General features: G+C 55.2%; 29 protein-coding genes and 1 other RNA gene. 24 read left to right on the top strand and 6 right to left on the bottom strand.

All coding sequences use genetic code 11. From position 1 onward, the window contains the following. Nucleotides 1–10: 10 nt before the first annotated feature. The 7 genes from mlaD to hisD all read left to right on the top strand — a co-directional run bounded on the left by mlaD (nucleotide 11) and on the right by hisD (nucleotide 5217). A complete protein-coding gene (gene mlaD / locus K7H09_RS04930) occupies nucleotides 11–475 on the top strand; it encodes an outer membrane lipid asymmetry maintenance protein MlaD (protein ID WP_022523930.1) in 465 nt (154 codons plus the stop codon). Between the two features lie 90 nt (nucleotides 476–565). Beyond that, on the top strand, nucleotides 566–1207 hold the full coding sequence (locus K7H09_RS04925; protein ID WP_081742670.1) for an MlaC/ttg2D family ABC transporter substrate-binding protein: 642 nt from the start codon (nucleotides 566–568) through the stop codon (nucleotides 1205–1207). Then, a complete protein-coding gene (locus K7H09_RS04920; protein WP_027959089.1) occupies nucleotides 1204–1542 on the top strand; it encodes an STAS domain-containing protein in 339 nt (112 codons plus the stop codon). Before K7H09_RS04925 ends, K7H09_RS04920 begins: the two co-directional genes overlap by 4 nt. A 93-nt stretch (nucleotides 1543–1635) precedes the next feature. After that, the gene (locus K7H09_RS04915) at nucleotides 1636–1887 is read left to right on the top strand and encodes a BolA family protein (protein WP_230803827.1); all 252 of its coding nucleotides are present in this window, start codon (nucleotides 1636–1638) and stop codon (nucleotides 1885–1887) included. A 10-nt stretch (nucleotides 1888–1897) separates the two neighbouring features. Then, complete coding sequence (murA, locus tag K7H09_RS04910) at nucleotides 1898–3160, top strand: UDP-N-acetylglucosamine 1-carboxyvinyltransferase (protein WP_027959090.1); 1263 nt, start codon at nucleotides 1898–1900, stop codon at nucleotides 3158–3160. A gap of 61 nt (nucleotides 3161–3221) precedes the next feature. Continuing rightward, nucleotides 3222–3875 carry an ATP phosphoribosyltransferase gene (gene hisG / locus K7H09_RS04905; RefSeq protein WP_022523925.1) on the top strand — a complete coding sequence of 218 codons (654 nt, stop codon included), beginning with the start codon at nucleotides 3222–3224 and terminating at the stop codon, nucleotides 3873–3875. A gap of 25 nt (nucleotides 3876–3900) precedes the next feature. Continuing rightward, nucleotides 3901–5217 carry a histidinol dehydrogenase gene (gene hisD, locus K7H09_RS04900; protein ID WP_022523924.1) on the top strand — a complete coding sequence of 439 codons (1317 nt, stop codon included), beginning with the start codon at nucleotides 3901–3903 and terminating at the stop codon, nucleotides 5215–5217. Nucleotides 5218–5263: 46 nt separating this feature from the next. Here hisD and K7H09_RS04895 read toward each other — a convergent pair whose 3' ends face one another. Further along, complete coding sequence (locus tag K7H09_RS04895; protein ID WP_022523923.1) at nucleotides 5264–6529, bottom strand: Do family serine endopeptidase; 1266 nt, start codon at nucleotides 6527–6529, stop codon at nucleotides 5264–5266. A 128-nt stretch (nucleotides 6530–6657) separates the two neighbouring features. Here K7H09_RS04895 and K7H09_RS04890 point away from each other — a divergent pair, with 128 nt between their 5' ends. Beyond that, complete coding sequence (locus K7H09_RS04890; protein WP_041158051.1) at nucleotides 6658–7419, top strand: Nif3-like dinuclear metal center hexameric protein; 762 nt, start codon at nucleotides 6658–6660, stop codon at nucleotides 7417–7419. A 54-nt stretch (nucleotides 7420–7473) separates the two neighbouring features. Here K7H09_RS04890 and K7H09_RS04885 read toward each other — a convergent pair whose 3' ends face one another. After that, nucleotides 7474–7932 (bottom strand): YhcB family protein, encoded by a 459-nt coding sequence (locus K7H09_RS04885; protein ID WP_027959091.1) that lies wholly within the window; start codon nucleotides 7930–7932, stop codon nucleotides 7474–7476. Nucleotides 7933–8142: 210 nt separating this feature from the next. Here K7H09_RS04885 and zapE point away from each other — a divergent pair, with 210 nt between their 5' ends. The 8 genes from zapE (at nucleotide 8143) to K7H09_RS04845 (ending at nucleotide 14538) form a co-directional block, all read left to right on the top strand. Next, entirely contained in the window at nucleotides 8143–9339 is a 1197-nt protein-coding gene (gene zapE, locus K7H09_RS04880) for a cell division protein ZapE (RefSeq protein ID WP_022523920.1), read from the top strand. Between the two features lie 184 nt (nucleotides 9340–9523). Continuing rightward, nucleotides 9524–9952, top strand: coding sequence for a 50S ribosomal protein L13 (gene rplM, locus K7H09_RS04875; protein ID WP_022523919.1), 429 nt, complete (start codon nucleotides 9524–9526; stop codon nucleotides 9950–9952). Between the two features lie 13 nt (nucleotides 9953–9965). Continuing rightward, nucleotides 9966–10355 (top strand): 30S ribosomal protein S9, encoded by a 390-nt coding sequence (gene rpsI, locus K7H09_RS04870; protein ID WP_022523918.1) that lies wholly within the window; start codon nucleotides 9966–9968, stop codon nucleotides 10353–10355. Between the two features lie 208 nt (nucleotides 10356–10563). Then, on the top strand, nucleotides 10564–11163 hold the full coding sequence (petA, locus tag K7H09_RS04865) for a ubiquinol-cytochrome c reductase iron-sulfur subunit (RefSeq protein ID WP_022523917.1): 600 nt from the start codon (nucleotides 10564–10566) through the stop codon (nucleotides 11161–11163). Next, the gene (locus tag K7H09_RS04860) at nucleotides 11163–12422 is read left to right on the top strand and encodes a cytochrome b (RefSeq protein ID WP_009287783.1); all 1260 of its coding nucleotides are present in this window, start codon (nucleotides 11163–11165) and stop codon (nucleotides 12420–12422) included. The genes petA and K7H09_RS04860 overlap by 1 nt, the downstream gene beginning before the upstream one ends. Then, the gene (locus K7H09_RS04855; RefSeq protein WP_009287784.1) at nucleotides 12422–13189 is read left to right on the top strand and encodes a cytochrome c1; all 768 of its coding nucleotides are present in this window, start codon (nucleotides 12422–12424) and stop codon (nucleotides 13187–13189) included. The genes K7H09_RS04860 and K7H09_RS04855 overlap by 1 nt, the downstream gene beginning before the upstream one ends. Before the next feature lie 149 nt (nucleotides 13190–13338). Continuing rightward, a complete protein-coding gene (gene sspA / locus K7H09_RS04850; protein WP_007114711.1) occupies nucleotides 13339–13965 on the top strand; it encodes a stringent starvation protein SspA in 627 nt (208 codons plus the stop codon). A 66-nt stretch (nucleotides 13966–14031) separates the two neighbouring features. Continuing rightward, entirely contained in the window at nucleotides 14032–14538 is a 507-nt protein-coding gene (locus tag K7H09_RS04845) for a ClpXP protease specificity-enhancing factor (protein ID WP_009287785.1), read from the top strand. Between the two features lie 88 nt (nucleotides 14539–14626). On the opposite strand, the gene K7H09_RS04840 is transcribed toward K7H09_RS04845, so the two are convergent. From K7H09_RS04840 to K7H09_RS04825, 4 genes are all read right to left on the bottom strand, one after another. After that, nucleotides 14627–15199, bottom strand: coding sequence for a BON domain-containing protein (locus K7H09_RS04840; RefSeq protein WP_009286384.1), 573 nt, complete (start codon nucleotides 15197–15199; stop codon nucleotides 14627–14629). Between the two features lie 64 nt (nucleotides 15200–15263). Beyond that, nucleotides 15264–15854 carry a phosphoheptose isomerase gene (locus tag K7H09_RS04835; protein ID WP_007114714.1) on the bottom strand — a complete coding sequence of 197 codons (591 nt, stop codon included), beginning with the start codon at nucleotides 15852–15854 and terminating at the stop codon, nucleotides 15264–15266. 86 nt (nucleotides 15855–15940) lie between these two features. After that, entirely contained in the window at nucleotides 15941–16312 is a 372-nt protein-coding gene (locus tag K7H09_RS04830) for a YraN family protein (RefSeq protein WP_022523915.1), read from the bottom strand. Next, nucleotides 16302–17810 carry a penicillin-binding protein activator gene (locus tag K7H09_RS04825; RefSeq protein WP_230803825.1) on the bottom strand — a complete coding sequence of 503 codons (1509 nt, stop codon included), beginning with the start codon at nucleotides 17808–17810 and terminating at the stop codon, nucleotides 16302–16304. The genes K7H09_RS04830 and K7H09_RS04825 overlap by 11 nt, the downstream gene beginning before the upstream one ends. A gap of 114 nt (nucleotides 17811–17924) precedes the next feature. Here K7H09_RS04825 and rsmI point away from each other — a divergent pair, with 114 nt between their 5' ends. The 8 genes from rsmI to mraY all read left to right on the top strand — a co-directional run bounded on the left by rsmI (nucleotide 17925) and on the right by mraY (nucleotide 26204). Next, nucleotides 17925–18782 (top strand): 16S rRNA (cytidine(1402)-2'-O)-methyltransferase, encoded by an 858-nt coding sequence (gene rsmI, locus K7H09_RS04820; RefSeq protein ID WP_141441278.1) that lies wholly within the window; start codon nucleotides 17925–17927, stop codon nucleotides 18780–18782. A gap of 32 nt (nucleotides 18783–18814) precedes the next feature. Beyond that, an RNA gene (gene rnpB / locus K7H09_RS04815) (RNase P RNA component class A) lies at nucleotides 18815–19173 on the top strand. 67 nt (nucleotides 19174–19240) lie between these two features. Beyond that, the gene (gene rsmH, locus K7H09_RS04810; RefSeq protein ID WP_141441277.1) at nucleotides 19241–20197 is read left to right on the top strand and encodes a 16S rRNA (cytosine(1402)-N(4))-methyltransferase RsmH; all 957 of its coding nucleotides are present in this window, start codon (nucleotides 19241–19243) and stop codon (nucleotides 20195–20197) included. An 8-nt stretch (nucleotides 20198–20205) separates the two neighbouring features. Further along, nucleotides 20206–20541 (top strand): cell division protein FtsL, encoded by a 336-nt coding sequence (gene ftsL / locus K7H09_RS04805; protein WP_022523909.1) that lies wholly within the window; start codon nucleotides 20206–20208, stop codon nucleotides 20539–20541. After that, on the top strand, nucleotides 20538–22244 hold the full coding sequence (locus tag K7H09_RS04800; RefSeq protein ID WP_027959095.1) for a peptidoglycan D,D-transpeptidase FtsI family protein: 1707 nt from the start codon (nucleotides 20538–20540) through the stop codon (nucleotides 22242–22244). The genes ftsL and K7H09_RS04800 overlap by 4 nt, the downstream gene beginning before the upstream one ends. Nucleotides 22245–22261: 17 nt before the next feature. Beyond that, the gene (locus K7H09_RS04795) at nucleotides 22262–23755 is read left to right on the top strand and encodes a UDP-N-acetylmuramoyl-L-alanyl-D-glutamate--2,6-diaminopimelate ligase (RefSeq protein ID WP_230803823.1); all 1494 of its coding nucleotides are present in this window, start codon (nucleotides 22262–22264) and stop codon (nucleotides 23753–23755) included. Beyond that, nucleotides 23755–25107: a UDP-N-acetylmuramoyl-tripeptide--D-alanyl-D-alanine ligase gene (locus K7H09_RS04790; protein ID WP_009286390.1), complete on the top strand. Its 1353-nt coding sequence runs from the start codon at nucleotides 23755–23757 to the stop codon at nucleotides 25105–25107. Before K7H09_RS04795 ends, K7H09_RS04790 begins: the two co-directional genes overlap by 1 nt. 14 nt (nucleotides 25108–25121) lie before the next feature. After that, the gene (gene mraY, locus K7H09_RS04785; protein WP_022523905.1) at nucleotides 25122–26204 is read left to right on the top strand and encodes a phospho-N-acetylmuramoyl-pentapeptide-transferase; all 1083 of its coding nucleotides are present in this window, start codon (nucleotides 25122–25124) and stop codon (nucleotides 26202–26204) included. Nucleotides 26205–26267 lie beyond the last annotated feature (63 nt).

Below are 26267 nucleotides of genomic sequence, written 5' to 3'. Positions count from 1 at the left end.
GAGCAGTTTCATGAAACGCAGTAAAACCATGGAGTTCGGTGTGGGCCTGTTTATGGTGGCGGGCATTCTGGGGCTGGTGTTCCTCGGCCTACGTGTGAGTGGACTGACGCTCTCAGCGCCCACGCAGTCGTTTCAGTTAGAGGCCAACTTCGCCAATATTGGTAGTTTAAAACCCCGTGCCAGGGTCACCATGGCGGGTGTGACAGTGGGGCGGGTAGAAGCCATTGAGCTGGATACGCAGTGGTTCGATGCGCGGGTCGTTCTTAGCCTGGATAGCGAGCTTGAGGGTCAGCTCTCCAAAGACTCGATTGCCTCGATCCTGACTGCAGGCTTATTAGGTGAGCAGTACATTGGCCTTAGCGTGGGCGGCGACCCTGAAATGCTTGAGGATGGCGATACGATTCGTGACACCCAGTCGGCACTGGTGTTGGAAGAACTTATCCAGCAGTTTGTGTCCAATATGGCAACTAACTAGTGTTTCAAACGGCAGGCACTAATCCAGTGTAATAACGGGCCCAGTGCAATACCGGGTGGGGAGATGATGGTTATGAATGGAGTGAACTTGATGATGGGTCGTTGGTTATTGGTGGTAATGATGATGGCGGCGTTAATGGTGCCACTGCAGTCACAGGCGCAGTCTCAGACACCAGAAGCAATGATTCGCGATAACGTTGAGTCACTGATGTCGGAACTCGAAGGTCGCAAGGATTATTACGCCAATAATCTTAGCGAGCTTGAGGCGTTAGTGGATAGCAACCTCGAACAAGTGGCGGATTTCCGCTATATCGGGGCCAGCGTGATGGGGAACTACTTCCGCAACGCTTCCCCGGAGCAGCGCCGTCGTTTTGTCGATGTGTTTCGCCAAACGCTGATTGATACTTATACTCGTGGGCTAGTGACGTTTGATTATGATGAGCTGCGGGTGCTGAATGCCCAGCAGGCTCAGCGCTATGACGACCAGGCCAGCGTTGCCATGGAAGTGGTGGCCAATAACGGCAAGGTGTACCCCGTAAGCTATAGCCTGAGACTCTCCGACGGCGAGTGGCGGGTGGTTAACGTGATCGTTAACGGTATTAATCTAGGTCTGACGTTCCGCAATCAGTTTGACCAAGCCATGCGCGATAACAATCGTGATTATGACGCGGTTATTGACGGATGGTCACCTGAAGTGGGCGTTGAAGAGCTTGAGCAGGGAGGCGATGCGTGACAGTGCTGTTTTCACGCCCCAGTGTAACGGTTAGTGTAGAAAACACTACCTTGCTGGTGGAAGGTGATGTGGAGGTATCCTTGGCGGCCGATTTGGCCGCCTGTGGTGTTAAATGGCTCAAGCACACCGAGCTAACTTCGCTTAGCTTAGACTTTAGTCGCATTGAGAAGGCTAGCAGCGCTGCCATTAGCGTGCTGTTTGAATGGCTCCGAATTTGTCGGCAGCGCGGTATCCATATCCAAGCCATTCTTTTTTCAGCGCCGCTACGCCGACTTGCCTCCCTGGCTGAGTTGGATGCTTTGATCGATCAGCCTGCGGCTACTCTGGCCGTTTAACGCTCCGGCATCGCCAAGCGCACTGCTTTTCTTTATTATGTCGACCCAATTACGTTCATTAATAACGATGACCCCAAAGGAGTTTTCTGCGCCATGCAACCCAACGAGGTAAAAGCACTGCTTGAATCCCGTATCGACGGATGTCAGTTCCATATCCAGGGTGAAGGCTGTAATTTTCAGGTGATTGCGGTTGGCGATGCCTTTGAAGGTCTCTCTCCGGTCAAACGTCAGCAGCTTGTCTACGCTGCGCTGAGCGATGAGATCGCCTCGGGTGCGCTCCACGCTATTAGCATCAAAACGTTTACCCCGGTGCAGTGGCAAACTGCACCGGGAAACGTTCAATAACGGTCGCCCCATGGATAAATTAATCATTACCGGCAATGGATCGGTAGACGGTGAAGTGTGGGTGAGTGGCGCTAAGAATGCGGCGCTGCCTATTCTGTGTGCCAGCCTGTTGGCCGATGGCCCCGTGGTGATTGGTAACTTGCCGCACTTACAGGATATTACCACCACCTTAGAACTGCTCGGCCGCATGGGCGTTGAGCCGGTGATGGGCGAAAAGCTGAGTATTCAGTTGGATGGCTCCCAAGTCACTCAGTGTCACGCACCGTATGAGCTGGTTAAGAAAATGCGTGCCTCGATACTGGTGTTGGGCCCTCTGCTTGCCCACTTCGGTAAAGCCGATGTATCGCTACCCGGTGGTTGCGCCATTGGCTCGCGCCCGGTGGATTTGCATATTCGCGGTTTAGAAGCCATGGGGGCGGAGATTCGCGTTGAGGCTGGCTATATCCGCGCGCGGGTGGACGGTCGTCTAAAAGGGGCAACTATCTACTTTGATACCGTGACAGTGACCGGTACCGAAAACCTGCTGATGGCGGCGACCCTAGCCGATGGCAAAACCGTTCTGGAAAACGCTGCCCGCGAGCCTGAAATTGTCGACTTGGCTGAGTGCTTGATCAAAATGGGCGCTAAAATCAGCGGTCAAGGCACTGACACCATTACTATCGAAGGCGTCGAAAAACTGCACGGTTGCGAGCACGATGTCATGCCCGACCGTATCGAGACAGGCACCTTTCTAGTTGCCGCCGCCATGACTGGCGGACGGGTGAAGGTCAAGCGCACCCGGGCCGATATCCTGGACGCGGTCATTGCCAAGCTGGAAGAGGCGGGTGCGGAAGTCACCAGTGGTGACGACTGGATCGCCCTGGATATGCACGGCAAGCGGCCTAAGGCGGTGAATATTCGTACTGCGCCTTATCCAGCGTTCCCTACCGATATGCAGGCGCAGTTCGTGGCCATGAACGCAGTGGCCGTGGGGCACTCTCGGGTGGTCGAGACGATCTTCGAAAACCGCTTTATGCATGTTCAAGAGCTTAACCGCATGGGCGCCAATATCGTGCTGGAGGGCAACACCGCCTTGATCGAGGGGGTCGAGAAGCTTTCCGGTGCACCGGTAATGGCAACCGATCTGCGCGCGTCGGCTTCGCTGGTGATTGCGGCCATGATGGCCGAGGGGGAAACTCTAGTAGACCGCATCTATCACATTGACCGTGGCTACGAGTGTATCGAAGAGAAATTGCAGCTGCTGGGTGCGCGCATTCGCCGTATTCCTGGCTAGACCATTTCTACTGAGTCTCTGCTGCTAAGCCCCTGCATGCTAATAACCACTGGGCAACACGATGAGTAAGCAATTGATTTTAGCCCTCTCGAAGGGCCGTATTCTGGAAGAGACGCTGCCACTACTGGCCGATGCGGGTATTACACCTGCAGAGGATTTAAGCAAAAGTCGTAAGCTGCTATTTGATACCAACTTGCCCGACGTAAAACTGGTGATTATCCGTGCCACCGACGTGCCCACCTACGTTCAGCTAGGGGCAGCCGATGTCGGTATCGCAGGTAAAGATGTGCTGCTTGAGCACGGTGCCGAAGGGCTTTATGAGCCGTTGGATTTGGAAATTGCCCGCTGTAAGTTGATGACCGCGGGTGTGACCGGCCAGTTGCCAGCCCGTGCCCGGCGTCGGGTGGCAACGAAATTTGTTAACGTGGCGCGACGCTACTACGCCGAGCAGGGAATTCAGGCTGAGGTGATCAAACTTTATGGCGCTATGGAACTGGCGCCGTTAATGAATCTCGCCGATGAAATTGTCGATATCGTCGATACTGGCAATACCCTGCGGGCGAATGGTATGGAGCCGCGTGAGCTTATTGCCCATATCAGCACCCGGCTGGTGGTGAATAAGGCCGCCATGACCATGAAGCATGAGCGTATTAAGCCGTTACTAGAGCGCTTGGACAGTGCGGTCAAAAAGCGTCAGACCCAGCTTGCCGAATGATGTGAGGTGACCCATGAGTGAACCCATGAGCAAACAGACGACTGCAACGATTTCACGCCTATCGACAAGCGATGATGCCTTTAACCATCGACTTGATGCGCTGTTAGATTGGGAAGGGGTGTCTGACAAAGCGGTGCAGGCGCGGGTCGAAGAAATTCTTGCCAGTGTAAAGCAGCGCGGCGATGCTGCGGTAGTGGAAGCCACGAATCGTTTTGACCGACTTGCGGCTACCTCGATGGACGAATTGCAGTTAACGCCCGAGCAGTTGAAAAGAGCGTTTGATAACTTGCCTGCTGAGCAGCGCGAGGCGCTTTCCAGCGCCGCCGAGCGGATTAAGTGCTACCACGAGCGTCAGAAGCCCAGCTCCTGGCAATACGAAGAAGCAGACGGCACGGTACTGGGGCAGAAAGTTGCCCCCCTGGATCGCGCCGGTATTTATGTTCCTGGCGGCAAAGCTGCCTATCCCTCGTCAGTGCTGATGAATGCGATTCCTGCCCATGTGGCCGGCGTGCGCGAAATCGTTATGGTCGTGCCTACGCCGGATGGCGTGCTCAATGAGTTGGTGCTGGCAGCGGCTCACTTGGCGGGAGTCGACTATGTGTTTACCATCGGCGGCGCTCAGGCCGTAGCCGCCCTTGCCTACGGCACTGAAAGTGTTCCTCGAGTCGATAAAATAGTTGGGCCGGGCAATATTTATGTGGCCACGGCGAAGCGTGCAGTATTTGGTCAGGTGGGCATTGATATGATTGCCGGGCCCTCGGAGATTATGGTGGTTTCCGATGGTCAGACTGATCCCGATTGGCTGGCAATGGATCTATTTTCTCAAGCCGAACACGACGAAGATGCCCAGGCGATCTTGGTGAGCTGGGATGCCGGACACTTAGATGCTGTGGAGTCGGCAATTGAGCGGCTACTGCCGACCTTAGAGCGCAAAGAGATCGTGCGTGAGTCGCTGCGTAAGCGAGGAGCGTTAGTGCTCTGCCAGGACGCCCAAGAAGCGATTACGTTGATTAACCGGATTGCTCCTGAGCACCTGGAGCTTTCGGTGGCTGCCCCCGAGACGTGGTTAGACGATATTCGTCATGCCGGGGCAATCTTTATGGGGCGTTACACCGCCGAGGCGCTGGGTGATTACTGTGCCGGGCCAAATCACGTGCTGCCTACCTCTGGCACGGCGCGCTTCTCTTCACCGTTGGGGGTTTACGATTTCCAGAAGCGCTCTTCGATTATTCACTGCTCCGCAGACGGTGCTTCTGAGCTGGGCAAAATCGCCTCGGTATTGGCGCGAGGTGAATCACTCACCGCCCACGCCCGCTCCGCGGAGTACCGGATTCGCGATTGATACTGCCAATGCGCTTTGCGCTACGCCAGCGCGTTTTGTAAACAGGCTACGAGTCGCGTGGGCCAGGAGTCTCTTCATTAATTGGGATGGTAGGGAGTGGGCGTTCGCCCACTTCGAGGGTCATCTCCAGGCGCTCGCCGCTACGGACGATGGTGAGTGGTAGCGAGGTGCCGGGTGCGATAGAGGCGATTTCACTCATCGTGGTGCGGGCATCCAGAATAGGCTGGCCATTGACAGAGAGAAGCACATCGCCTGGCTCTAGCCCCGCTTCCGCGGCAGGCCCTCCGCTGACAACCCCCGCGACGATCACACCTTGGGGTGTTTGCAGTCCAAAAGAGGCTGCCAGTTCCCGTGATAGTGCTTGCGCTTCAATGCCTAACCAGCCACGAATTACCCGTCCTTGAGTGACCAGTTCATCCAGAATGCTGTGGGCAAGGTTGGCAGGAATGGCAAAGCCAATGCCTTGGGAGCCACCTGAGCGCGAGAAAATAGCCGTATTAATGCCGACCATGGCGCCCTCAGGATTGACCAGCGCGCCACCTGAGTTACCCGGGTTGATAGCCGCATCTGTTTGAATAAAGTCTTCATAGGCGTTTAGCCCTAAATGATTGCGCCCCGTGGCACTAATAATACCCATGGTGACCGTCTGACCGACACCAAAAGGGTTGCCAATAGCGAGCGCTACGTCGCCTACCGCTACGTCGGCTGAGTCTGTGAGTTCAATGACTGGCAAATCGTCCAGGTTAATTCTTAGCACGGCTAAATCACTTTCAGGATCTGTGCCGATCACCTCTGCCAGGGTTTCGCGTCCGTCGCGCAGAGCGACCTGGATTTCATCGGCGCCGTTGATGACGTGGTGATTGGTTAGTACGTAGCCGTCCTCACTGACTATAACGCCAGAGCCCAAGCTTGAGAGCATGCGTTGATGGGTCGTCGCGTCATCTCCCTGGTTATCAAAAAATTGCTGAAAAAATGGATCTGACATCAGTGGGTGCTGGTCGCGCTCAACGATGCGCGATGAGTAGATATTTACTACCGCCGGCGCGGCTTGCTCCACTGCCTGAGCATAGCTGACGGGGCCTTTGTTCCGGGAAAGCGGCGCTGCCTGATGAATTTCAGGCGCAGGGCGACTAGGGTTGGGTTCTACCACTTCTGGTGTCGTCGAGATGACCGGCGCGGCGACTTGGGGGGCTTGAGGCGACGAGTCACGAAACGGGTTGGGCAACTGCTCGGGGAGTGCGAAGAGAATCACCACCGCGAGCAGTACGCCAGTGATAACAGGCCAGAGATAAGGCAGCACGTAGCGTCGCATGCAATCAATTCCTTAACGGGTCAGTCTCGCTGTTCGCGATATAAAGCAGCGAGTTTTACAATGGTTTTATGGTAACACTTTCTTAGCAGCTACCTCACGGGTGCGGTTAAATCAATAAAGGACTCAATATGATTCATCGTGATCAACTAGTAGCGGCTTGTGACCATCAGTTACGTGCGGCAGAGTTTAAAGATTTTACCATTAATGGCTTACAGGTGGCGGGCAGTGAACACGTCAAGCGCATCATGACCGGTGTTACTGCCTGCCAAGCGCTGCTGGACGAAGCCGTTGCCTGGCAGGCAGATATGGTGCTGGTGCATCACGGTTACTTTTGGAAAAACGAGCCCGTGGCGATTACTGGTATGAAGCAGCGGCGGATTAAAACCCTGCTTGATCATGACATTAGTCTGTTAGCGTATCATCTGCCTCTGGATGCGCATGCCGAGATGGGCAATAACGCGGAGTTAGCCCGTCACTTGGGGTGGAAAGTAGAGGGGTGCATTGATGGCGCGCTGGGGGAAGGGCTTTTGTGGTCAGGCCGGTTACCGCAGCCGCATTCGGTCAGCGCCTTGGCAGCGCAAATAGCGCAAACCTTGCAGCGCGAGCCGTTGGTTATTGAGGCCCCGCAGGTGGGAGATATTGAGCGCATCGCCTGGTGTACCGGTGGTGCGCAGGACATGATCACCGACGCCTTTGAGGCGGGCGCACAGGCATTTGTATCGGGTGAGATATCAGAGCGAACCACTCACCTGGCGAGGGAAATGGGTATTCATTATATCGCCGCCGGGCATCATGCCACCGAGCGCTATGGAGTACAGGCGCTGGGCGAGTGGCTAAGCGATGAGTATGGCGTTGAGCACCGCTTTGTGGATATTGATAATCCCGCTTAACGCATTAAATGCCCCGGATCACCGATAACAGAAGCCGGGGCTGATCAATCATTATTAGTAGCGCGGCGGTTGGGGTGTTGCCGCCTCGTTGCTCTTCAAGCCAAAGTCTTCTGACAGCGTGCCGCCCTTACCATCCGCGTAGTCACGTGGCGTCGCAGGGGTGCTGGCGTCTGCCGTCGTCTGCTGCTCGCGCGCTGGATCGATACCCGAGAGATCAAGGCTAGGCTGAATAGCAGCGTCGCGAATATCCCACTCCGCGGCGTCCTCTTTCAGTTGAAGCTCAAGCTGGTTGGCTTCATCGCGGATATTGCTTAGGCGTTGATAAATACCCGTTAAATGGCTGCCCACGCTGCTCTTCATCTCGGCAATCTGGTGCTCGCGTTCGAGTAGCTTTTGGCGCATGGAAGCCGCTTCACGCTGGCTTTTGCTGAAGAGGCGATAAGCAACCGCTCCAATGATCAGGCCGACGATAAAACCGATTATGGCAAACGTTAATGGTGAGCTCGCGTCCACAGTGTTCTCCCTGGCGCCTTGAATATAATGATTTAGAGGCTGCATATGCTAGCAGCTTAAGAATCAAACAGGCTGCCATTATAGGCGTCACTCAGCCGGTTGGGTCAATCCGCTCATGCGCTTAGATGTCTCTACAGGTATAATCACAACCTTTTCAAGGTTGCCAGTAATGTACTGGCGGCTGCCTTACATGCTGTGGGAGGCGAGTGCATGTCATCAACAACTGCGAGTAGGGCATCGTCAAAAACGCGCCCTGCATCGCCTATAGAGCGCTATCGGGCGGACTTAGAGCGCGATGATTTTCAATATGATGCAGCGCAGGAGTTGGCCGTAAAGCATCTACAGCGGCTCTATGATGAGCTTGTCGCTGCGCCAACAACCGTTCCCAAAGCTCTGGTTGCGAATAAGGGGCTCCATAAAGGGTTAAAAGCCAAGATGGCGGGTTTCATGGGCAAGAAATCCTCATTGGCTGATGAGCCTGTCTTGCCCGATATCCAAGGCCTCTATTTTTGGGGTGGGGTAGGGCGGGGCAAAACCTACTTGGTCGATACCTTTTATGAAGCCTTGCCCTTTCCCGACAAAATGCGTACCCATTTTCACCGCTTTATGCAGCGTGTCCATAACGAGCTGACCCACTATAAAGGTGAAAAGAATCCACTGACCCTAATCGCGGGTAAGTTTGCTACTGAGGCGCGGGTTATTTGCTTTGATGAATTTTTCGTCAAAGATATTACCGATGCGATGATTCTTGCCAACTTGCTAGAGGCGTTATTTGAGCGCGGAGTGGTATTGGTGGCGACCTCTAATATCGTACCTGATGATTTATATAAAGATGGCCTACAACGGGCGCGCTTTTTGCCAGCCATTGAGCTTGTGAATCGTCATTGTGAGGTGGTTAATGTCGATTCTGGGGTGGATTATCGACTGCGCGCATTGGAGCGTGCGGCCATCTTCTACTCGCCGCTGGATGAAGCGGCTGAGCGCGAACTATCGCGCAGCTTTCGGGAAATAGCCGGGCACGAAGGCGAGTCAGAGGCGTCGCTAGAGGTAAACCACCGTGTGTTGAAAACGCGTCGGCTGCATGATGATGTCGCTTGGTTTGAGTTTCTTGAGCTGTGTGACGGGCCGCGCAGTCAAAATGACTATATTGAACTGGCCAGGGAGTTTCATACAGTGCTGGTTTCCAATGTGAGGCGTATGAATGCCAAGCAGGATGATCAGGCACGCCGCTTCATCAATATGGTCGATGAGTTTTATGATCGTGGCGTCAAACTACTGATGTCCGCGGAAGCGCCGATTGAAGAGCTGTATAGCGATGGCAAGCTAACGTTCGAGTTCCAGCGGACTTTGTCGCGCCTACAAGAGATGCAGTCCAAGGAGTACTTGGCGTTGGCGCATAAGCCTTAAAGCCTGACGGGATGTCGGCTCAGTAAAAAAGTCACGATACGGCTTAACTTGTCAGTAGCCTTACTGTAGAATGCCGCCTCGCTGCATGTTGCTGGGTTAAACCAGCAACCAAAAAGAATAGGGATGGTGCTTCGCCGTACAACGGTGTAAGTCACCCAATACATTTAATCTGGTGATTTCATCCATGAAGACGTTCAGTGCTAAGCCGCAGTCCGTCCAGCGCGACTGGTATGTAGTCGACGCTACGGACAAAACGCTCGGTCGTCTGGCAACCGAGATTGCTCGCCGCCTACGTGGCAAGCATAAGCCCGAATTTACCCCTCACGTTGATACTGGCGACTACATCGTCGTGATCAACGCAGAGAAAGTCCACGTAACTGGTAATAAGGCGAAGGCTAAAACCTATTACCGCCACACTGGTTACCCGGGCGGTCTGCGCTCTATGACATTCGACAAAATGCTTGATCATGCGCCCGAGCGTATCATTGAGTCTGCCGTTAAAGGTATGTTGCCGAAAGGTCCCTTGGGCCGTGCCATGTACACGAAGTTGAAAGTGTACGCTGGCGACGAGCATCCGCATGCTGCCCAACAGCCGCTTGAACTGAACCTCTGAGGAAATCTTCGCCATGACACAGCAGTATTACGGTACCGGGCGCCGCAAGACTTCCACCGCTCGCGTGTTTATGAAGCCGGGCTCTGGCAAAATTACTGTCAACAACCAAGACCTTGACCTCTACTTTGGTCGTGTTACCGGTCGTATGGTTGTTCGCCAGCCGCTTGAATTGACTGAAACCCTGAACCAGTTTGACATCTTCGTGACTGTCGCTGGTGGTGGTGGTTCTTCTCAAGCTGGTGCGATCCGTCACGGCATTACACGTGCCCTGATGAACTACAATGAAGACCTGCGTCCTTCGCTACGTGCCGCTGGCTACGTAACGCGTGATGCACGTCAAGTTGAACGTAAGAAAGTCGGTCTGCGCAAAGCACGTCGTCGTCCGCAGTTCTCGAAGCGTTAATTTTTACGCTATTCGGAAAAACGCCCAGGTCATCGACCTGGGCGTTTTTTATTGGAATATCAAAAAATTATATTGCTCGTACCACTATGGTCACGAGCGGTTGTTCTTGTGCACAGCGCTTTGTTTTTTTACCATAGAGCGTAATTAATATTCGTCGCCGCAAGACGCCTTTGTGGCGGAACGGGTAAGCTGATGGGAGAAACCTGAAATGGCAGATAACGGCGTAAACAAAGGCCGACGCCGTTTCCTCGTAGGCGCCACCTCCGTTGTGGGTGCGGTAGGTGCTGTCGGGGTAGCGGTACCCTTTGTGGCTTCTTGGCAGCCTAGTGCCAAAGCAAGAGCGGCGGGTGCTCCCGTTCAAGCAGATATTTCCAAGCTTGAGCCTGGGCAGCGTATGACCGTTGAGTGGCGTGGTCGGCCAATATGGATCATTAATCGCACGCCGGAAATGATCGAGCGTACTGAGTCGCTGAGCGGTGAGCAACTGGCCGATCCGGATTCGGAAGAGCCACAACAGCCTGCTTATATCGAGGGTGGATTGCGCTCTATCAAGCCCGAGATTGGGGTGTTGATCGGTATTTGTACTCACCTAGGCTGTTCGCCGTTATTCCGGCCTGAACCCGACGCAGAGGGCGTAGGCGTTGATAACTGGCCGGGTGGTTTCTTCTGCCCATGCCACGGTTCCCGCTTTGATTTGGCTGGTCGCGTATTTAACAACGTTCCTGCGCCGACCAATCTTGAGGTTCCACCCTACCGCTTTGAGAATGACGATATCATTATCGTCGGCGAAGATGAGGAGACTGCCTAATGGGTAATCCGAATAAAGCCAAGGCGGAAAAAGGCCTCATGCGTTGGGTGGATGATCGCTTCCCTGCTACTCAGATGTGGCAAGAGCACCTCTCCAAATATTACGCGCCGAAAAACTTCAATTTCTGGTACTTCTTTGGCTCGTTAGCGCTGCTGGCGCTGGTCAACCAAATCCTCACCGGGGTTTGGTTGACCATGAGCTTTAACCCCTCAGCTGAAGGTGCCTTCGATTCCGTCGAATACATCATGCGTGATGTGGAATGGGGGTGGTTGATTCGCTATATGCACACCACGGGGGCCTCCGCCTTCTTCCTCGTTGTCTATCTGCATATGTTCCGTGGCCTTTTGTACGGTTCTTATAAAGCCCCGCGCGAGTTAGTGTGGGTCTTCGGCATGACTATTTACCTGGTGCTAATGGCGGAAGCCTTTATGGGTTATCTGCTGCCGTGGGGGCAAATGTCCTACTGGGGTGCGCAGGTGATTATCTCGCTGTTCTCAGCGATTCCGGCGATCGGCCCTGACCTGGCACAGTGGGTGCGTGGTGACTTCCTGATTTCAGGCATTACCCTAAACCGCTTCTTTGCACTGCATGTGGTTGCGCTGCCAATCGTTATTCTGGCACTGGTTGTGCTGCACATCATTGCTTTGCATGAGGTGGGCTCGAATAACCCGGACGGCATTGATATCAAGCAGAAGAAGGATGAGGCTGGTGTGCCGTTGGATGGAATTCCTTTCCACCCTTACTACACGGTGAAAGACCTTGTCGGTGTGGCAGTGTTCCTGTTCGTTTTCTGCGTAGTGGTGTTCTACTTCCCCGAAGGTGGTGGCTACTTTATTGAGCGGCCTAACTTTGATCAGGCGAACCCGCTGCAGACACCAGATCACATTGCCCCCGTTTGGTATATGACACCGTTCTACGCCATTCTCCGCGCCATCACCTTCTCGGTCTTTGGTTTAGACGCCAAGTTCCTAGGGGTTATCTTTATGGGCGCGGCGATTGCAATCCTGTTTGTTCTGCCCTGGCTGGATCGTAGCCCCGTGCGCTCTATGCGTTACAAAGGCTGGATGTCGAAAGTCATGCTGCTGCTGTTTGCTATCAGTTTTGTCATCCTGGGTGTTTTAGGTGTGTTGCCATCGACAGAGGGTAGGACACTGCTAGCCCAGGCGTGCACCGTGATCTATTTCGCCTTCTTTGTCTTGATGCCGTTCTACACCAAGCTGGAGAAGACTAAACCCGTTCCGGAAAGGGTGACTGGCTAATGAAAAAGTATCTATTTGGACTCCTTTTCGCCTTAGTGCCAGTAACCGCGATGGCTGCGGGGGGCGCAAGTGTGCCTCACTCGATGGATCCTGATCTGCATGATCAGGCCTCGTTGCAAAATGGCATGAAGCTCTATGTTAACTACTGCATGGGCTGTCACTCGCTTAACTATCAACGCTTTTCGCGTGCGGCAGACGACTTGGGGATGCCTCAGGATTTGGTTGAAGAGAATTTGATTTTCTCGTCAGATTTGGCTTACAACGATCAGATGCATAACGCCATGAACAGCGGTGATGCGGAGGGTTGGTTTGGTGCGCCGCCGCCCGACCTGTCGCTCAAGACGCGTGTGCGTGGGACCGATTGGATTTACTCTTATTTGCTCGGTTTCTACAAAGATCCTAGCCGTCCCACGGGCGTTAACAATACGGTGTTTGACCTAGTGGCAATGCCGAACGTGTTAGAGCCTCTGCAGGGCGTGCAAGAGCTGGTATGTGCTGAAACCGATCACCCGGTAGAAGGGCAAGAACCGGATGCGTTATCGGGCAAGTATCAGTCTTGTAACGTGCTGCAAGTGACCGAACCGGGGGAGCTCGAACCTGCGGAATTTGAGGAGGCGATGTATGATCTTACTAACTTCCTGGCTTATGTAGGTGAGCCCTCCAAGCTTCAAGCACAGGCGCTGGCACCTAAAGTACTGATCTTTATTTTCATTTTTGGTGTGATTGCTTACCTGCTCAAGCGCGAGTACTGGCGAGATATCCACTAATTAGCAGTAGCTGATGGTCAGTGGGGCGCACGGCGTAAGTCGTGCGCCTTTTGCTTGTCAGCATGGCAGTAAAGCAAAGCAAGCTGGCTTCCCCTAAGGTAGCGCTGGCGTGTTATTATCCAAGATTGTTTTGATGTGAGGATGCTTTCATGGGTGTTGTGGCCAAACGGTCGTCGATGATCTTTTACTCAGGCAGTGATGATCATTTCAGTCATCGTGTGCGCATTGTGCTGGCCGAGAAGGGGGTTGCCGTCGACATCGTCGATGTACTCGACGAAAAACCACCGGAAGAGCTGGCAGACCTCAATCCGTACAACAGCGTACCGACGCTGTTAGATCGTGACTTGGTGCTGTATGAGTCCAAAGTTATGATGGAGTACCTGGATGAGCGTTTCCCGCATCCTCCGCTATTGCCTGTTTATCCAGTAGCGCGTGCGCAAAGCCGCCTATGGATGCACCGCATTGAGCGCGAGTGGTGCCCAATGGTCGACCTGATTCGCAGTGGTGGAAAGAAAGAGGCAGATAAAGCGCGTAAAGAGTTGCGTGAAAGTCTGATCGGCATATCGCCAATTTTCGAGGATATGCCTTACTTCATGAGCGAAGAGTTTACGCTGGTGGATTGTTGTTTAGCGCCTGTATTGTGGCGTTTGCCGGAACTCAATATCGAATTGCCCGAGAAGCAGGTTAAGCCGCTGCTGTCCTACATGTCGCGAGTATTCGAGCGTGAAGCGTTCAAGGCATCTTTAAGTGAGCGTGAAAAAGAGATGCGCGCTTGAATTCATTTGGCTCCTTTGTGCTTGATAAGGGCAGGGAGCCTTTCTTGTAAGGAGGAGGGAGTCTAGATGAAATCGAGTCGCCCCTATCTCGCCCGAGCACTCTATGAGTGGTTGCTGGATAATGAGCTAACGCCTTACCTGGTGGTTGATGCTACCTTGCCTGGCGTTGAGGTGCCCCGTCAGTTTGTTCAAAACGGTCAGATCGTTTTGAACGTGGCGCCGACTGCAGTACGTGATCTTTTTATGGAGAATCAGGCGATAGGCTTTAATGCGCGCTTTGGCGGGCAGCCTATGCAGGTAATGATACCGACTCCGGCCTTAATCGCTATTTACGCCCGTGAGAACGGTGCAGGAATGGTCTTTGGTCATGAGCCTGAGCTAGGTGATGGAGCCGACTCTTTTGGCGCTATTGAGGACGAAGAGAAGCCCTCTAGTAAGCCTGAGCTGTCGATCACAGAGCCCGTCTCCGAAAAGAGTGACAGTGACTCAACGGCGTCAGCGGATACGTCTGAAAAAGAGTCTCAAGCTAAGAGCAAGACGAAGAAAAAACCCACCCTGCGGGTCGTTAAATAACACCCTGGGGTGTGCCGCCCACAAAAAAGCCTCGCTTATTAAGCGAGGCTTTTTTGTGGCTGCTAAAACGCAATGGGAAAACAGTGGATTAGTCTAGGTAATCAAATACTTTTACGATTCGTTGTACACCACCAACCGAGGAAGCGGCATTGACGATACGGTCAGCCTCTTCCCGGGTCACGCGGCCCATCAGATATACGCTGGCATTTTCGGTGGTGACTTTGATTTTTGAAGAGTCGATGCGGTCGTTGGTTGCCAGGTGGCTGACGACATTCGTGGTGAGCCATGTGTCGGTCAGGCGCTGGCTGGCCGGTAGGCGAGCGGCGATGGTGAGTTCGTTGTGGACGTCAGTAACACCGCGTAGGTTGCTGGTAACTTCACCCGCCATATCGCGAAGCTCTTCACTGGGTACTTGGCCCACCAGGAGCACAACGCCGTTATAACTGTGGGCACGAATGCGGGCATCGCCTAGCCGGGCGTCAGCACGCTTTAACGCGTCATCAACTTCACGCTCAATGGTGGTGTCGATGGCTTCAACATCGTCGCTACGCTGAGCATAGTTGGACTGATTGGAGGCTGAGTTGTTAGCGCAGCCGGTAATGAAGAGTGCCGCGCAAAGCGCAACGGCCATGAAGCCGCGGGGGGAGAGGCGTTGGGTCATCGTATGACTCCTTTGATGCTAGCAGTTAAAGACATCGTGGTTGTTAACACAGTACAAATGGCGACTAAGCGCTGCCAAACAACTGTTCATCGATAAGATCGCATAAACAGTGAATCACCAGCAGGTGAACTTCCTGGATGCGGGCCGTTGATGTCGCCGGGACGCGAATCTCGCAGTCATCCTGGCCTAACAGTGATGCCATATCGCCACCGTCGCGGCCGGTAAGGGCAACTACGGTCATATCGCGATCATGGGCGGCTTGAATGGCCTGCACAATATTGCCCGAATTGCCACTGGTGGAGATAGCTAAGAGTACATCACCGGGCTGCCCGAGGGCGCGAATCTGCTTTGAAAACACCTCGTTGTAGCTATAGTCGTTTGCGATTGAAGTGAGCGTGGACGTATCAGTGGTGAGTGCCAGTGCGGGTAGGCTAGGTCGTTCTCGCTCAAAGCGGTTGAGCAGTTCAGAGGAGAAGTGTTGGCTGTCACCAGCGCTGCCGCCATTGCCGCAGGCAAGAATTTTTCCTTCGCTGACAAGGCACTGCACCATCATTTGGCTAGCCACTTCAATGAACGGCGGAAGTACTTCGCTGGCGTACGTCTTGGTGTCGATGCTAGCGTTGAAGTGGCCGAGTATCCGAGATTGAAAGTCCATCAGGGCTTCCTGGTTGAATAGTGATAAAGAGTGTTTTTTAAAGACCGTTTTTAAAGCCAGTTTATACAAACAGCTTTAAAAAACAGTCAAAAGGCATCAAAGGCAGCTTTTACCCAGTGAAACTCCAGGTTGGGCGGCTTACCCGTTATGGCCAGGATATCAAAGCGGCAGGGTGAAGAAAGCCCGCCGCGGGCGATATAAAGCCGTGCTGCACGCACCAGGCGCTGTTGCTTCTGATAGGTGACGGTTTCCAGCGGGTGGCCGTAGCGCGTCGTGGTGCGGTGTTTGACTTCAACAAAGACGAGAATATCGCCATCGCGCATTACCAAGTCAAGCTCACCCCCTTTTACGTAATGATTCTGCGTGACAAGGGTGAGCCCCTGTTGGCGCAGCCATTGAGCGGCAAGCTGCTCAATGGCTGCGCCGCGGGCACGGGCAGTGTGGGCGTTAGTCGTCACTTTCGATCAGGTTAGGAATTAAAATAGGTGATGGGACGCCATTCTGGAATTTAGCCCAGGGCAGCTCGCGGTAGATGCGGCCATCGTCGCTTAAGTAGAGAGTGCCGGTGCTGCCATGAAGGCCGTTCAGCTCGCCAAGGTTGGAAAGGCGGATAGCCAGCTCGTAAGCATCAACGCCCATTGCCATCAGGCGGAACATGGAAGCGTCTGATTCATCCCGCAGGCTTTGGTAGGTAGATGCAAAGGGCAGAGCCTCTTCGCCACCAACGGCGGCGTCGGGGATTTGCCAGGGGATATCAACGAACATGACATCGTTTAGATCTTGATCGAGGCGAGTCTGCAAGCGTCCTTCATGCAAGTGTGAGGTGGCATAGATTGGCAGATTGGGAGCGTAGTAGTAATCCATAGTCGGCGGTACCTGGCGCGCATACTCGGGCAGTGCGAGCAGGAATAGGGCGTCAATATTGCCTAGGCGCGCGCGATCACCGCTAACACTGAGCGCGGTTTGTACGGCATTGGAGACCGAGCTATCCGGGTTATAGCGCACGGCGTTGGTGATTTCGCCACCCTGGCTATGCCACTCATTCCAGAAGGCTTCGCCTACGCGTCGGCCCCAGCCGTTATCCGGAACCATCATGGACATTTGGCGGTGCCCGTCCTGCCAGGCGCGGCGGGCAACTTGGCGTGCTTCGTCTTCAGCTGAAAGGCCGTACTGGAAGAGTCGCTGGGCTTGATTGTTATCACCGCTACCATAGTTGAGTGCCAGTGTAGGGAGCGGCACGCTATTGCGCTGTTCTAGCTGGGTAACTCGATCCTTATCCAGCGGGCCAATAATTAACTGCGCATTCATTTGTTGGGCGCGGTCATAGAGCTCATCCATCGAGTAGCGCGAGGTGTCCAGGAAGCTTAGCTCGACGTTGCTGCCCTTGGCGTCATGGTGCTGCCGCATAGCCGAAGCGATAGTATTGGCGACGCTGCTAAGCGGGCCTGATTCGGGCAGTGCTACCACGATGCGGCGTATTTCCTGACCCTCAAGCTCTGGCAGCGCAACGCTCACTGCGCCGCTGGGCTGATCAAGCGCCTCACGGGCCCAGCGCTGGCGTTCTTCAAGCCGCTCCTGCTGGTTAGCCTGCATCGGCAGCTCGTCGCCGAGTACCTGAGTGGCGCGCAGCACGGCACGGGGTTCGTTCAACGCGCGGGCAAGCTCGGAAAATAGCAGTGCCCAGCGTACCCGGTCGGGTTCTGAGAGCAAGCTTTCATCAATCCCATCGGCGGTTTCGAAGGCTCTGTCGCGCTCACCTTGACGGGCCAGAATATTAGCCGCTTCCAGGCGTGTTTTTGCGGCTTGCTCTGGCGCTTGCTGTTCCGCTTGGCTGAGTAGCTGGCCAGGGTTTTCATCGGGCACTCGATCTACCACGCTAGGCGATTGCATCGCACAGCCAGCAACGAGAAATGCCACAAGGGCAACGGCGAGTAAGCCACGTAATGACTGTTTCATGTATCCTTCCTTAGGTTTCCATTTGCGCTGTCGCTGCTTGTCAGCGATTGACCAAGCCACTGCACAAGCATAGCGCACCAGCAGGGCAAGCCATCAACGAATTGAGAGTCAACAATGACAGACGATAATCCGGGCACATTGTACGTGGTTGCCACGCCAATTGGGAATTTGGATGACTTAACCGCGCGTGCCGCTCGGGTGCTGGGCCAAGTGACACGAATTGCCGCTGAAGATACTCGCCATAGTGGCCGCCTGTTGGCGCACTTGGGGCTAAACAAGCCCATGCTCTCTTTACATGAGCACAACGAGGCGCGCCGGGTAGAGGCTTTGGATAGTTATCTCGCCGCAGGTGAAGACATCGCCCTGATCAGTGACGCCGGCACACCGTTGATTAGCGATCCCGGCTTTGTGCTGGTACGTGAACTGAGGGCGCGCAATCGCCATATTGTGCCTATCCCCGGCCCCTGTGCGCTGATTACTGCGCTGTCAGGGGCAGGCCTGCCAACAGACCGCTTTGTGTTTGCCGGTTTTCTGCCTGCCAAGCCAGGCGCACGACGCCAAGCATTGGAGAGTTGGAAAACCCGCGAAGAGACGCTGGTGTTTTATGAATCTCCCCACCGTATCGTGCATACCCTTGAAGCGTTACAGGCGCAAATGGCGGATCGCGATGTGGTATTGGCGCGTGAGCTCACTAAAACCTTCGAAACGTTTTTGCACGGTACGCCTGCATCGTTACTGGAGCAATTGGCTGTCGACCCTAATCAAGCCCGCGGCGAATTCGTGGTGATTGTTGCCGGGGCTCCGCCGGTTGAGCAGAGTGAACATCAGGATATATCAGCGGACGCCTTGCTGGAGGCACTGCTGGCAGAGGGGGTTGGCGTGAAACAGGGCGCTGCAATTGCTGCGCGAATGCTTGGTGGTCGTAAGCAAGTCTGGTACGCGCGTTTGCAAGCAATCAAAGGTGAGCATTGAGGCAAGTCGAGGGCGCTGGTATGCTTGCCGCCGGAGTTGGCCAGACAGTCGCCGCTAATACCCCTTAAAAGGTGTTGGGGGAGGAAAGTCCGGGCTCCATAGGGCAGAGTGCCAGGTAACGCCTGGGCGGCGTGAGCCGACGGAAAGTGCAGCAGAGAGTAGACCGCCTAAGCCTTTCGGGGCCGGTAAGGGTGAAAGGGTGCGGTAAGAGCGCACCGCGCGCCTGGTAACAGTGCGTGGCATGGTAAACCCCACTCGGAGCAAGACCAAATAGGGATCCAATGGCGTGGCCCGCGCTGGATCCGGGTAGGTTGCTTGAGCGCTGTGGTAACGCAGCGCCTAGAGGAATGGCTGTCCACGACAGAACCCGGCTTATCGGCCGACTCCCCCACTTACGTACCAGAGCGTGTCCGCACGCTCTTTATTACGCTGTCACTATCATTTTGTGTGAGAAAAACATGCCTTCTCCTGACGCTGAACAGGTTGCTAACTGCTTTCGCCATACCAGCGTACTACTGGAAGGTGCTGTCGATACTCTGGTGCACGATGCGCGAGGCGGCTATTTAGATGGCACCTTTGGGAGGGGCGGTCACTCACGCTTGATCCTTGATCGTCTGGATGCTCAGGGCCAGCTGCTTGCGATGGATCGCGATCCCCAAGCGATTGCCGCGGCCGCTGACATAGACGATCCACGCTTTCAGATTGCCCAGCGAGAATTTGCTCAGCTCGCCGAGTTTGCCCGTGAACAGGGCGTATTTGGCAAGCTTTCCGGTGTGTTACTCGATGTTGGCGTGTCGTCGCCTCAACTAGATGATCCCGAGCGCGGCTTCAGCTTTATGCGCGATGGCCCGCTAGATATGCGTATGGATCCTACCCAAGGGCAAAGTGTGGCTGATTTCCTGGCCCGGGCCAGTGAAGCAGACATTGCCTACGTGTTTAAAACCTACGGCGAAGAGCGCTATGCCAAACGTTTGGCCCGCGCTGTGGTCACTCGCCGGGTCGAGAAGCCGTTTACCCACACGGTGGATTTGGCCGAGGTATTAAAAGTAGCCCACCCCGCCTGGGAAAAGGGACGCCATCCTGCCACCAAAGCGTTTCAAGGGCTGCGTATTTTCGTCAACGGCGAGCTGGAGCAGTTAGACAGTGCTTTAGACGCCGCGCTAGAGGCGCTGGCACCTGGTGGTCACTTAGTGGTTATCAGCTTTCACTCGTTGGAAGATCGTCGCGTGAAGCGCTTTATTCGCCACCATGTCCGCGGCGATACCGACTTGCCGCGAGGGGTGCCGATTCGCGATGATCAAATGAATCGGCGTCTTGAAGCGCTAGGCAAAGGTGTGCGGCCAAGCGAGGAGGAAGTGGATGCCAATCCCCGCGCACGTAGTGCCGTCATGCGGGCTGCACGCAAACGGATGTAAATGTCATCATGAGCATGGATCGGATTGAGCAGTGGGCAACCACGCTACGCACCGAATGGCCTTTCAGGCTGCGTTTACGCGCCTGGCCGGTAGCTATTACGCTACTCTTTCTACTCTGCATGGCCTCCGGGCTGGGCGTGGTTGTCACTACCCATATGACGCGGGTTCAATTTGCTCAGCTGCAACAGCTGGAGCAAGAAGAGAACCAGCTGCAAACGGAGTGGGGACAACTGCTGCTCGAGGAGGGCGCATGGTCGACACCTGCCCGTATTGAACAAATTGCCACTGATCGCCTGGGTATGCGAATCCCCGATGTCCATGATGTTGAGGTGATTCGACCATGAGAAGCGAACGTCGAGGCGGTACCTCGCGTCAGGCGCCGATTGCCCCTCCGCTCGGCAGCGGGCGGTTCATGTTTATTCTGCTTGCGATTGGCTTGGCATCGGCTATTTTGATTGGTCGGATTACCTTGCTGCAGGTCATTGACCGTCCCTTTCTGCAAAGCCAGGGCGACGCGCGTACTCTTCGTCACGAAACTATCCCCGCCCACCGCGGCATGATTACAGACCGCAATGGCGAACCGTTGGCGATTTCCACTCCAGTGGTCACCCTCTGGGCCAATCCGCAAGAACTGCCCGACGATGCTATACAGCGTGTAATGCTGGCCCAGGCGCTGGGTATGACGCTGGGTGACTTTGAGGCGCGGGTAGCGCGCTTCAGCGAGCATGAGTTCATGTATTTACGTCGTCAGATGACCCCCGCGGCGGCCCAGCAGATTCTAAACCTGCGCACGCCCGGCGTTTACCCGCAGCGTGAATATAAACGCTACTATCCCGCTGGCGAGGTCGCCGCCCAACTGCTGGGGGTAACCAACGTTGACGATGTCGGTCAGGAAGGCCTGGAGCTTGCTTATCAGCCTTACCTGGCGGGGCGACCTGGTCAGCGGCGGGTCATTAAAGATCGCCGCGGGCGCCTGGTGCGTGAGCTGGGCGTTATTGACGAAGCCCAGCCGGGGGGCGAACTGACCCTCTCTATTGATCAACGCATTCAATATATGGCTTACCGGGAACTGCGCGCCGCGGTGGTTGAGAATGAGGCCGATGGCGGCGTGCTGGTGATGATGGATGCCCGTACGGGAGAGGTGTTGGCTATGGCTAACTTGCCCTCCTACAACCCTAACAACCGAGCGGGGCTTGATCCGCGTGGGTTACGTAACCAGGCGTTGGTCGATGTATTTGAGCCCGGTTCGGTGATGAAGCCGCTGGCCATGGCTGCCGTGTTAGAGAGTGGCGTGGTGGACCGCGACGCTGTGGTCGATACCTCGCCCGGTTGGATGCGATTGGATCAGTTCACCATTCGCGATTTCCGTAATTATGGCGAACTGGATTTGGCTGGCATTCTGGAACACTCTTCGAATGTGGGGATGTCCCGACTAGCGCTGCGGTTGAGCGATACGGCGATTTGGGAAAAGTATAACCAGTTAGGGCTGGGGCAGGCACCCGGAACCGGTTTTCCTGGCGAGTCCACTGGCAGCTTACCGGCGCCGGTTCGCTGGTCGCGCAGCGAGCGGGCGACGCTCTCCTACGGTTACGGCCTATCCGTGTCAGCGGTGCAGTTGGCGAGTGCTTACACGGCGCTAGCCAATGATGGCGTGCGTTTGCCGCCTTCGCTGTTACGCCTTTCTGAGCCGCCCCAAGGCATCCCCGCGATAGAGCCCACGGTTGCCAATGACCTGTTGCGAATACTGGAAACTTCCGTTGCGGCCTATACCGGCGGGCGGCGAGCTCGTGTCGAGGGTTATCGTGTTGGCGGAAAAACGGGCACGGTGCGCAAAATAGGCCAGCAGGGCTATACCACCGATGCCTACCGCAGCGTTTTTGCCGGTATTGCGCCTATTTCCGACCCGCGTATTGTCACAGTGGTAATGATTGATCACCCCAAAGCAGGCGAATTTTATGGCGGCGCTGTTGCCGCACCGGTTTTTTCCAGCGTGACGGGGAATGCTTTACGCTTGCTGGACGTCCCGCCGGATCACGAGGCGGAGTAGTTTTTTAAGGAGATGGCATGACGCTGAGTCCAGGCGAAATATTAACGGCGCTCGCGAAAGTATGGCCCAAGTCACCACTGCCCGCTGACCTGCCCAAGCTGCCGGATCAGGTGCGCATTGAAATGAATTCGCGCAAGCTTGCCAAGGGCGACATTTTTGTGGCCGTGCCTGGTAGCCAGCGTGACGGGCGCGATTTCATCGAGCAAGCCCTTGAGGCTGGGGCTTCGCTTGTTTTAGCGCAGGGGTCTCACGGCGATGTACAGCTTGAGGGGCGGGTGTTGAAGCTACCGCATTTGTCGTCGCGCTTAGGCGAGCTAGGTAGGGCACTGTACCAGGTGCCTAGTGATCTGGAAGTCATTGCGGTGACCGGTACCAATGGTAAAAGCTCTGTTACTCACTATATTGCTGCCCTCAGCGAAGCGTTGGGAACACCTGCGGGTCTTGTCGGCACCTTAGGCGTGGGGCGTCCTGGTGAACTGAGCGATAGTGGCTTAACCACGCCTGGCCCCTTGGCGCTGCAGGCGACGCTGGGTGAGTTGGCCCAACAGGGGGTGAAGCGCGTTGCCCTCGAAGCCTCTTCCCACGCTCTGGATCAGTACCGGTTGGAAGCGGTCAACGTTAGTGTAGGGGTGTTTACCAATCTGACCCGCGACCATTTAGATTATCACGGCAGCATGGCGGCCTATGCGGCCTCGAAAGCCAAGCTGTTTCGCCGTTCTGAGCTTAGCTTGGCGGTGGTGAATGGTGATGACCCTTTGGCGCGCTTAATGCTGGCTGGTTCTAGTAGCCGCGTACGTGTGCTGGCCACTGGGCAAGACGAGGCCGTTACGCTGCGGGTGCTGGACTGGCAGGCGTTCGAGCAGGGGCAGCAGGCGATGATTGCGACCCCCGATGGCGAGAAAATGCTGCGCTTAACGTTAATGGGGCGCTTTAATTTAGATAACGTTCTGCTAGCGATGGCTGTGCTGTATGGGTTAGGTGAATCCCTCGATGCGCTGTTTGATGCAGCGACAACACTTTCTCCGGTGCCGGGGCGTATGGAGCGCTATGGCGATGTGGACGCCCCCAGTGTGGTCGTGGACTATGCCCACACACCGGATGCCCTACAGAGTGCCCTTCAGGCGCTACGTGCTCACTTGGGGGGCGCGGGTAAATTGTGGTGTGTGTTTGGCTGCGGCGGGGAGCGTGATACGGGTAAGCGAGCCGAGATGGCCCGGGTCGCCGAGCAGTTGGCAGATCGCATCGTTGTCACTGACGATAATCCGCGGAATGAATCCGCCGCGCAAATCCGTGAGCAGATTCTGACCGGGTTCTCAACCGCTGTGCAGCCGATTGAAATTGCTGAGCGTCGCGAGGCCGTAGTAGCGGCTATTCAACAAGCTGGCGCCCAGGATGTGGTGCTGATCGCCGGGAAAGGGCATGAGGCGTATCAGGAGATACAGGGGGTGCGCCATCCTTACGCCGATAGCGAAGAGATTCAACGCGCTTTTGCTCAGCGGAGAGCGCAGTAATGCATTGGGCTCTTGGTCAAGTGGCCGCCGCGCTCGGCATCGAAGCGCCATCAGGCAGTGCACAGTTAATCATTCACTCGGTTGTTACCGATAGCCGTAAAATTGAGCCTGGCTGCCTGTTTGTCGCGTTAAAAGGCGTCAATTTTGATGGCCACGATTTTGTCGAGCGTGCCCATGCGCTTGGCGCGGCAGCGGCGTTGGTCGACGCACCTGTTGCTAGCGACTTACCCCAATTGGTGTGTCCCGATACGCGCTTAGCCCTGGGATTGCTAGCCGGTGCACATCGGCGCGCATGGCACGGGCCCTTGGTAGCGGTCACCGGCAATAGTGGTAAAACCACGGTTAAGGAGATGTGCGCGGCACTGCTGAGGCCTTTGGGCGAGGTGTTAGCGACCGAGGGGAATCTGAACAATGATTTCGGTGCGCCGCTGACCTTATTGCGATTGCGCCAACAGCACAAAGTCGCCGTGATAGAGTTAGGCGCTAATCATCTGGGTGAAATCGCCTGGACGGCGCCGCTGGCACAGCCCGATATTGCGATTATCACCAATGTCACCGGCGCCCATGTGGGTGAGTTTGGCGGCATGGGGCAGATCGCCCAGGCGAAAAGTGAACTGCTCGCCGGGCTAAGCGAGCAGGGTACGGCCATATTGAACCGCGATGATCGCTACTACTCCTTTTGGGCTTCGCGTGCGGCCCCAAGGCGAGTGGTTAGCTTTGGCTTTCATCCCCAGGCAGATGTCAGCGCCTCAGCGCTTTCCTGTGATCCTCAAGGGCGGTATGCTTTCACGCTACTGCAGCATGGTCAGGCGCTGGGCCAAGTGCGTTTACCGCTACTTGGCAAGCATAATGTCAGCAATGCCTTAGCTGCGGCTGCCGCGGCATTAGCGCTGGGCGTGCCGCCAGAGCAGATCATTACGCGCGTGGGTGCATTGCAAGCGCTAGCGGGTAGACTAACCGTAGTGCCCGGTTTGCGGGGGGGAAAGCTACTGGATGATACTTACAATGCCAACCCCGGGGCGGTCAAAGCCGCTCTGGATACGCTGGCAAGTTTCCCGGCTCCACGCTGGTGTGCATTGGGCGTAATGGGCGAGCTGGGAGACGAGTCGGCAGCGCTGCATGCGGACATTGGCCGTTACGCTGCAGAGCTTGGCATTGATCAGCTGTTGACGCTGGGCGACGCGGCACGCGCTGCCAGCGAGGCCTTTGGTCGTGGGCTGCATTTTAACGATCACGAGGCGCTAACGCGTCATGTCACTAATACTTTGCCGCCGGACACCACCTTGCTGGTGAAAGGGTCGCGCAGTGCGGGCATGGAACATGTCATTAATGCACTGCGTTCGGATAAATAAGGTAAACGCCGTTCATGTTACTTCACTTGGCGAATTTTCTGTCGCAGTACCAATCTGATTTTCAGGTAGTCAATTATTTAACCCTGCGCGTGATTTTAGGCGCTCTCACCTCATTAATGCTCTGCTTATGGCTGGGGCCATGGATGATCCGCAAACTGGTCGAGGGGCAAATCGGTCAATCCGTGCGTGACGATGGCCCTCAGTCCCATCTTTCCAAGGCGGGTACCCCGACCATGGGGGGAGCGATGATTCTGTTGGCCATTGCCATGAGTACCTTGCTATGGGGTGACCTAACCAATCTTTATATTTGGGTGGTGTTAGGCGTCACACTAGGTTTTGGTGCTATCGGCTGGGTCGATGATTACCGCAAAGTAGTGGAGAAAAATCCGCGTGGCTTACCCGCCCGCTGGAAGTATTTCTGGCAGTCGGTGGTGGGGATTGGGGCGGCAGTGCTGCTTTATTTGACTGCCTCAACGCCGGTCGAAACCAGCTTGTTAGTGCCAATGTTCAAAGAGGTCGCACTGCCGCTGGGCCTATTCTATATCGTGCTCACCTACTTAGTGATTGTGGGCAGTTCCAATGCGGTTAATTTGACCGATGGTCTGGATGGCTTGGCAATTATGCCTACGGTACTGGTGGCCATGGGCTTGTCAGTGTTTGCTTATGCCAGCGGTAATACCGTGTTTGCCGAGTATTTACATATTCCGTTTATTGCCGGTACCGGTGAGCTGGCGGTTTTTTGTGCCACCATTGCCGGTGCCGGGCTTGGCTTTTTATGGTTCAACACTTACCCCGCCCAGGTCTTTATGGGCGACGTAGGTGCCTTGGCGTTAGGGGCTGCGTTGGGCGTGGTGGCAGTGATCGTGCGTCAGGAGATCGTGCTGTTTATTATGGGCGGTATTTTTGTCATGGAGACGGTGTCGGTCATTCTTCAGGTGGGATCCTATAAGCTTACCGGGCGGCGCATCTTTCGCATGGCGCCATTGCATCACCACTATGAATTGAAAGGTTGGCCTGAGCCGCGGGTAATCGTGCGTTTTTGGATCATTACCGTGGTGCTGGTGCTGCTCGGCCTCGCAACGCTCAAGGTTCGTTAATGAAAGTTCGTTGATGCAAATGGCCAAAAGTGAATCGACGGGTCGAGAGCATGAGGCGAGAGG

Source organism: Halomonas sp. IOP_14 (assembly GCF_021021315.1).
Taxonomy (GTDB): domain Bacteria; phylum Pseudomonadota; class Gammaproteobacteria; order Pseudomonadales; family Halomonadaceae; genus Vreelandella; species Vreelandella titanicae.
This window is presented reverse-complemented; position numbering and strand designations above follow the sequence as displayed.

What these genes read in the sequence shown, in the direction of transcription:
- murA (WP_027959090.1), top strand. Translation starts at nt 1,898, where the DNA reads ATGGATAAATTAATCATTACCGGCAATGGATCGGTAGACGGTGAAGTG.
- hisG (WP_022523925.1), top strand. Translation starts at nt 3,222, where the DNA reads ATGAGTAAGCAATTGATTTTAGCCCTCTCGAAGGGCCGTATTCTGGAA.
- zapE (WP_022523920.1), top strand. Translation starts at nt 8,143, where the DNA reads ATGTCATCAACAACTGCGAGTAGGGCATCGTCAAAAACGCGCCCTGCA.
- mlaD (WP_022523930.1), top strand. Translation starts at nt 11, where the DNA reads ATGAAACGCAGTAAAACCATGGAGTTCGGTGTGGGCCTGTTTATGGTG.
- K7H09_RS04855 (WP_009287784.1), top strand. Translation starts at nt 12,422, where the DNA reads ATGAAAAAGTATCTATTTGGACTCCTTTTCGCCTTAGTGCCAGTAACC.
- K7H09_RS04890 (WP_041158051.1), top strand. Translation starts at nt 6,658, where the DNA reads ATGATTCATCGTGATCAACTAGTAGCGGCTTGTGACCATCAGTTACGT.
- K7H09_RS04825 (WP_230803825.1), bottom strand. Translation starts at nt 17,810, where the DNA reads ATGAAACAGTCATTACGTGGCTTACTCGCCGTTGCCCTTGTGGCATTT.
- K7H09_RS04915 (WP_230803827.1), top strand. Translation starts at nt 1,636, where the DNA reads ATGCAACCCAACGAGGTAAAAGCACTGCTTGAATCCCGTATCGACGGA.
- petA (WP_022523917.1), top strand. Translation starts at nt 10,564, where the DNA reads ATGGCAGATAACGGCGTAAACAAAGGCCGACGCCGTTTCCTCGTAGGC.
- K7H09_RS04925 (WP_081742670.1), top strand. Translation starts at nt 566, where the DNA reads ATGATGGGTCGTTGGTTATTGGTGGTAATGATGATGGCGGCGTTAATG.
- K7H09_RS04860 (WP_009287783.1), top strand. Translation starts at nt 11,163, where the DNA reads ATGGGTAATCCGAATAAAGCCAAGGCGGAAAAAGGCCTCATGCGTTGG.
- K7H09_RS04895 (WP_022523923.1), bottom strand. Translation starts at nt 6,529, where the DNA reads ATGCGACGCTACGTGCTGCCTTATCTCTGGCCTGTTATCACTGGCGTA.
- rsmI (WP_141441278.1), top strand. Translation starts at nt 17,925, where the DNA reads ATGACAGACGATAATCCGGGCACATTGTACGTGGTTGCCACGCCAATT.
- mraY (WP_022523905.1), top strand. Translation starts at nt 25,122, where the DNA reads ATGTTACTTCACTTGGCGAATTTTCTGTCGCAGTACCAATCTGATTTT.
- K7H09_RS04845 (WP_009287785.1), top strand. Translation starts at nt 14,032, where the DNA reads ATGAAATCGAGTCGCCCCTATCTCGCCCGAGCACTCTATGAGTGGTTG.
- rpsI (WP_022523918.1), top strand. Translation starts at nt 9,966, where the DNA reads ATGACACAGCAGTATTACGGTACCGGGCGCCGCAAGACTTCCACCGCT.
- hisD (WP_022523924.1), top strand. Translation starts at nt 3,901, where the DNA reads ATGAGCAAACAGACGACTGCAACGATTTCACGCCTATCGACAAGCGAT.
- rsmH (WP_141441277.1), top strand. Translation starts at nt 19,241, where the DNA reads ATGCCTTCTCCTGACGCTGAACAGGTTGCTAACTGCTTTCGCCATACC.
- ftsL (WP_022523909.1), top strand. Translation starts at nt 20,206, where the DNA reads ATGAGCATGGATCGGATTGAGCAGTGGGCAACCACGCTACGCACCGAA.
- K7H09_RS04835 (WP_007114714.1), bottom strand. Translation starts at nt 15,854, where the DNA reads ATGGACTTTCAATCTCGGATACTCGGCCACTTCAACGCTAGCATCGAC.
- sspA (WP_007114711.1), top strand. Translation starts at nt 13,339, where the DNA reads ATGGGTGTTGTGGCCAAACGGTCGTCGATGATCTTTTACTCAGGCAGT.
- K7H09_RS04790 (WP_009286390.1), top strand. Translation starts at nt 23,755, where the DNA reads ATGCATTGGGCTCTTGGTCAAGTGGCCGCCGCGCTCGGCATCGAAGCG.
- K7H09_RS04840 (WP_009286384.1), bottom strand. Translation starts at nt 15,199, where the DNA reads ATGACCCAACGCCTCTCCCCCCGCGGCTTCATGGCCGTTGCGCTTTGC.
- K7H09_RS04795 (WP_230803823.1), top strand. Translation starts at nt 22,262, where the DNA reads ATGACGCTGAGTCCAGGCGAAATATTAACGGCGCTCGCGAAAGTATGG.
- rplM (WP_022523919.1), top strand. Translation starts at nt 9,524, where the DNA reads ATGAAGACGTTCAGTGCTAAGCCGCAGTCCGTCCAGCGCGACTGGTAT.
- K7H09_RS04800 (WP_027959095.1), top strand. Translation starts at nt 20,538, where the DNA reads ATGAGAAGCGAACGTCGAGGCGGTACCTCGCGTCAGGCGCCGATTGCC.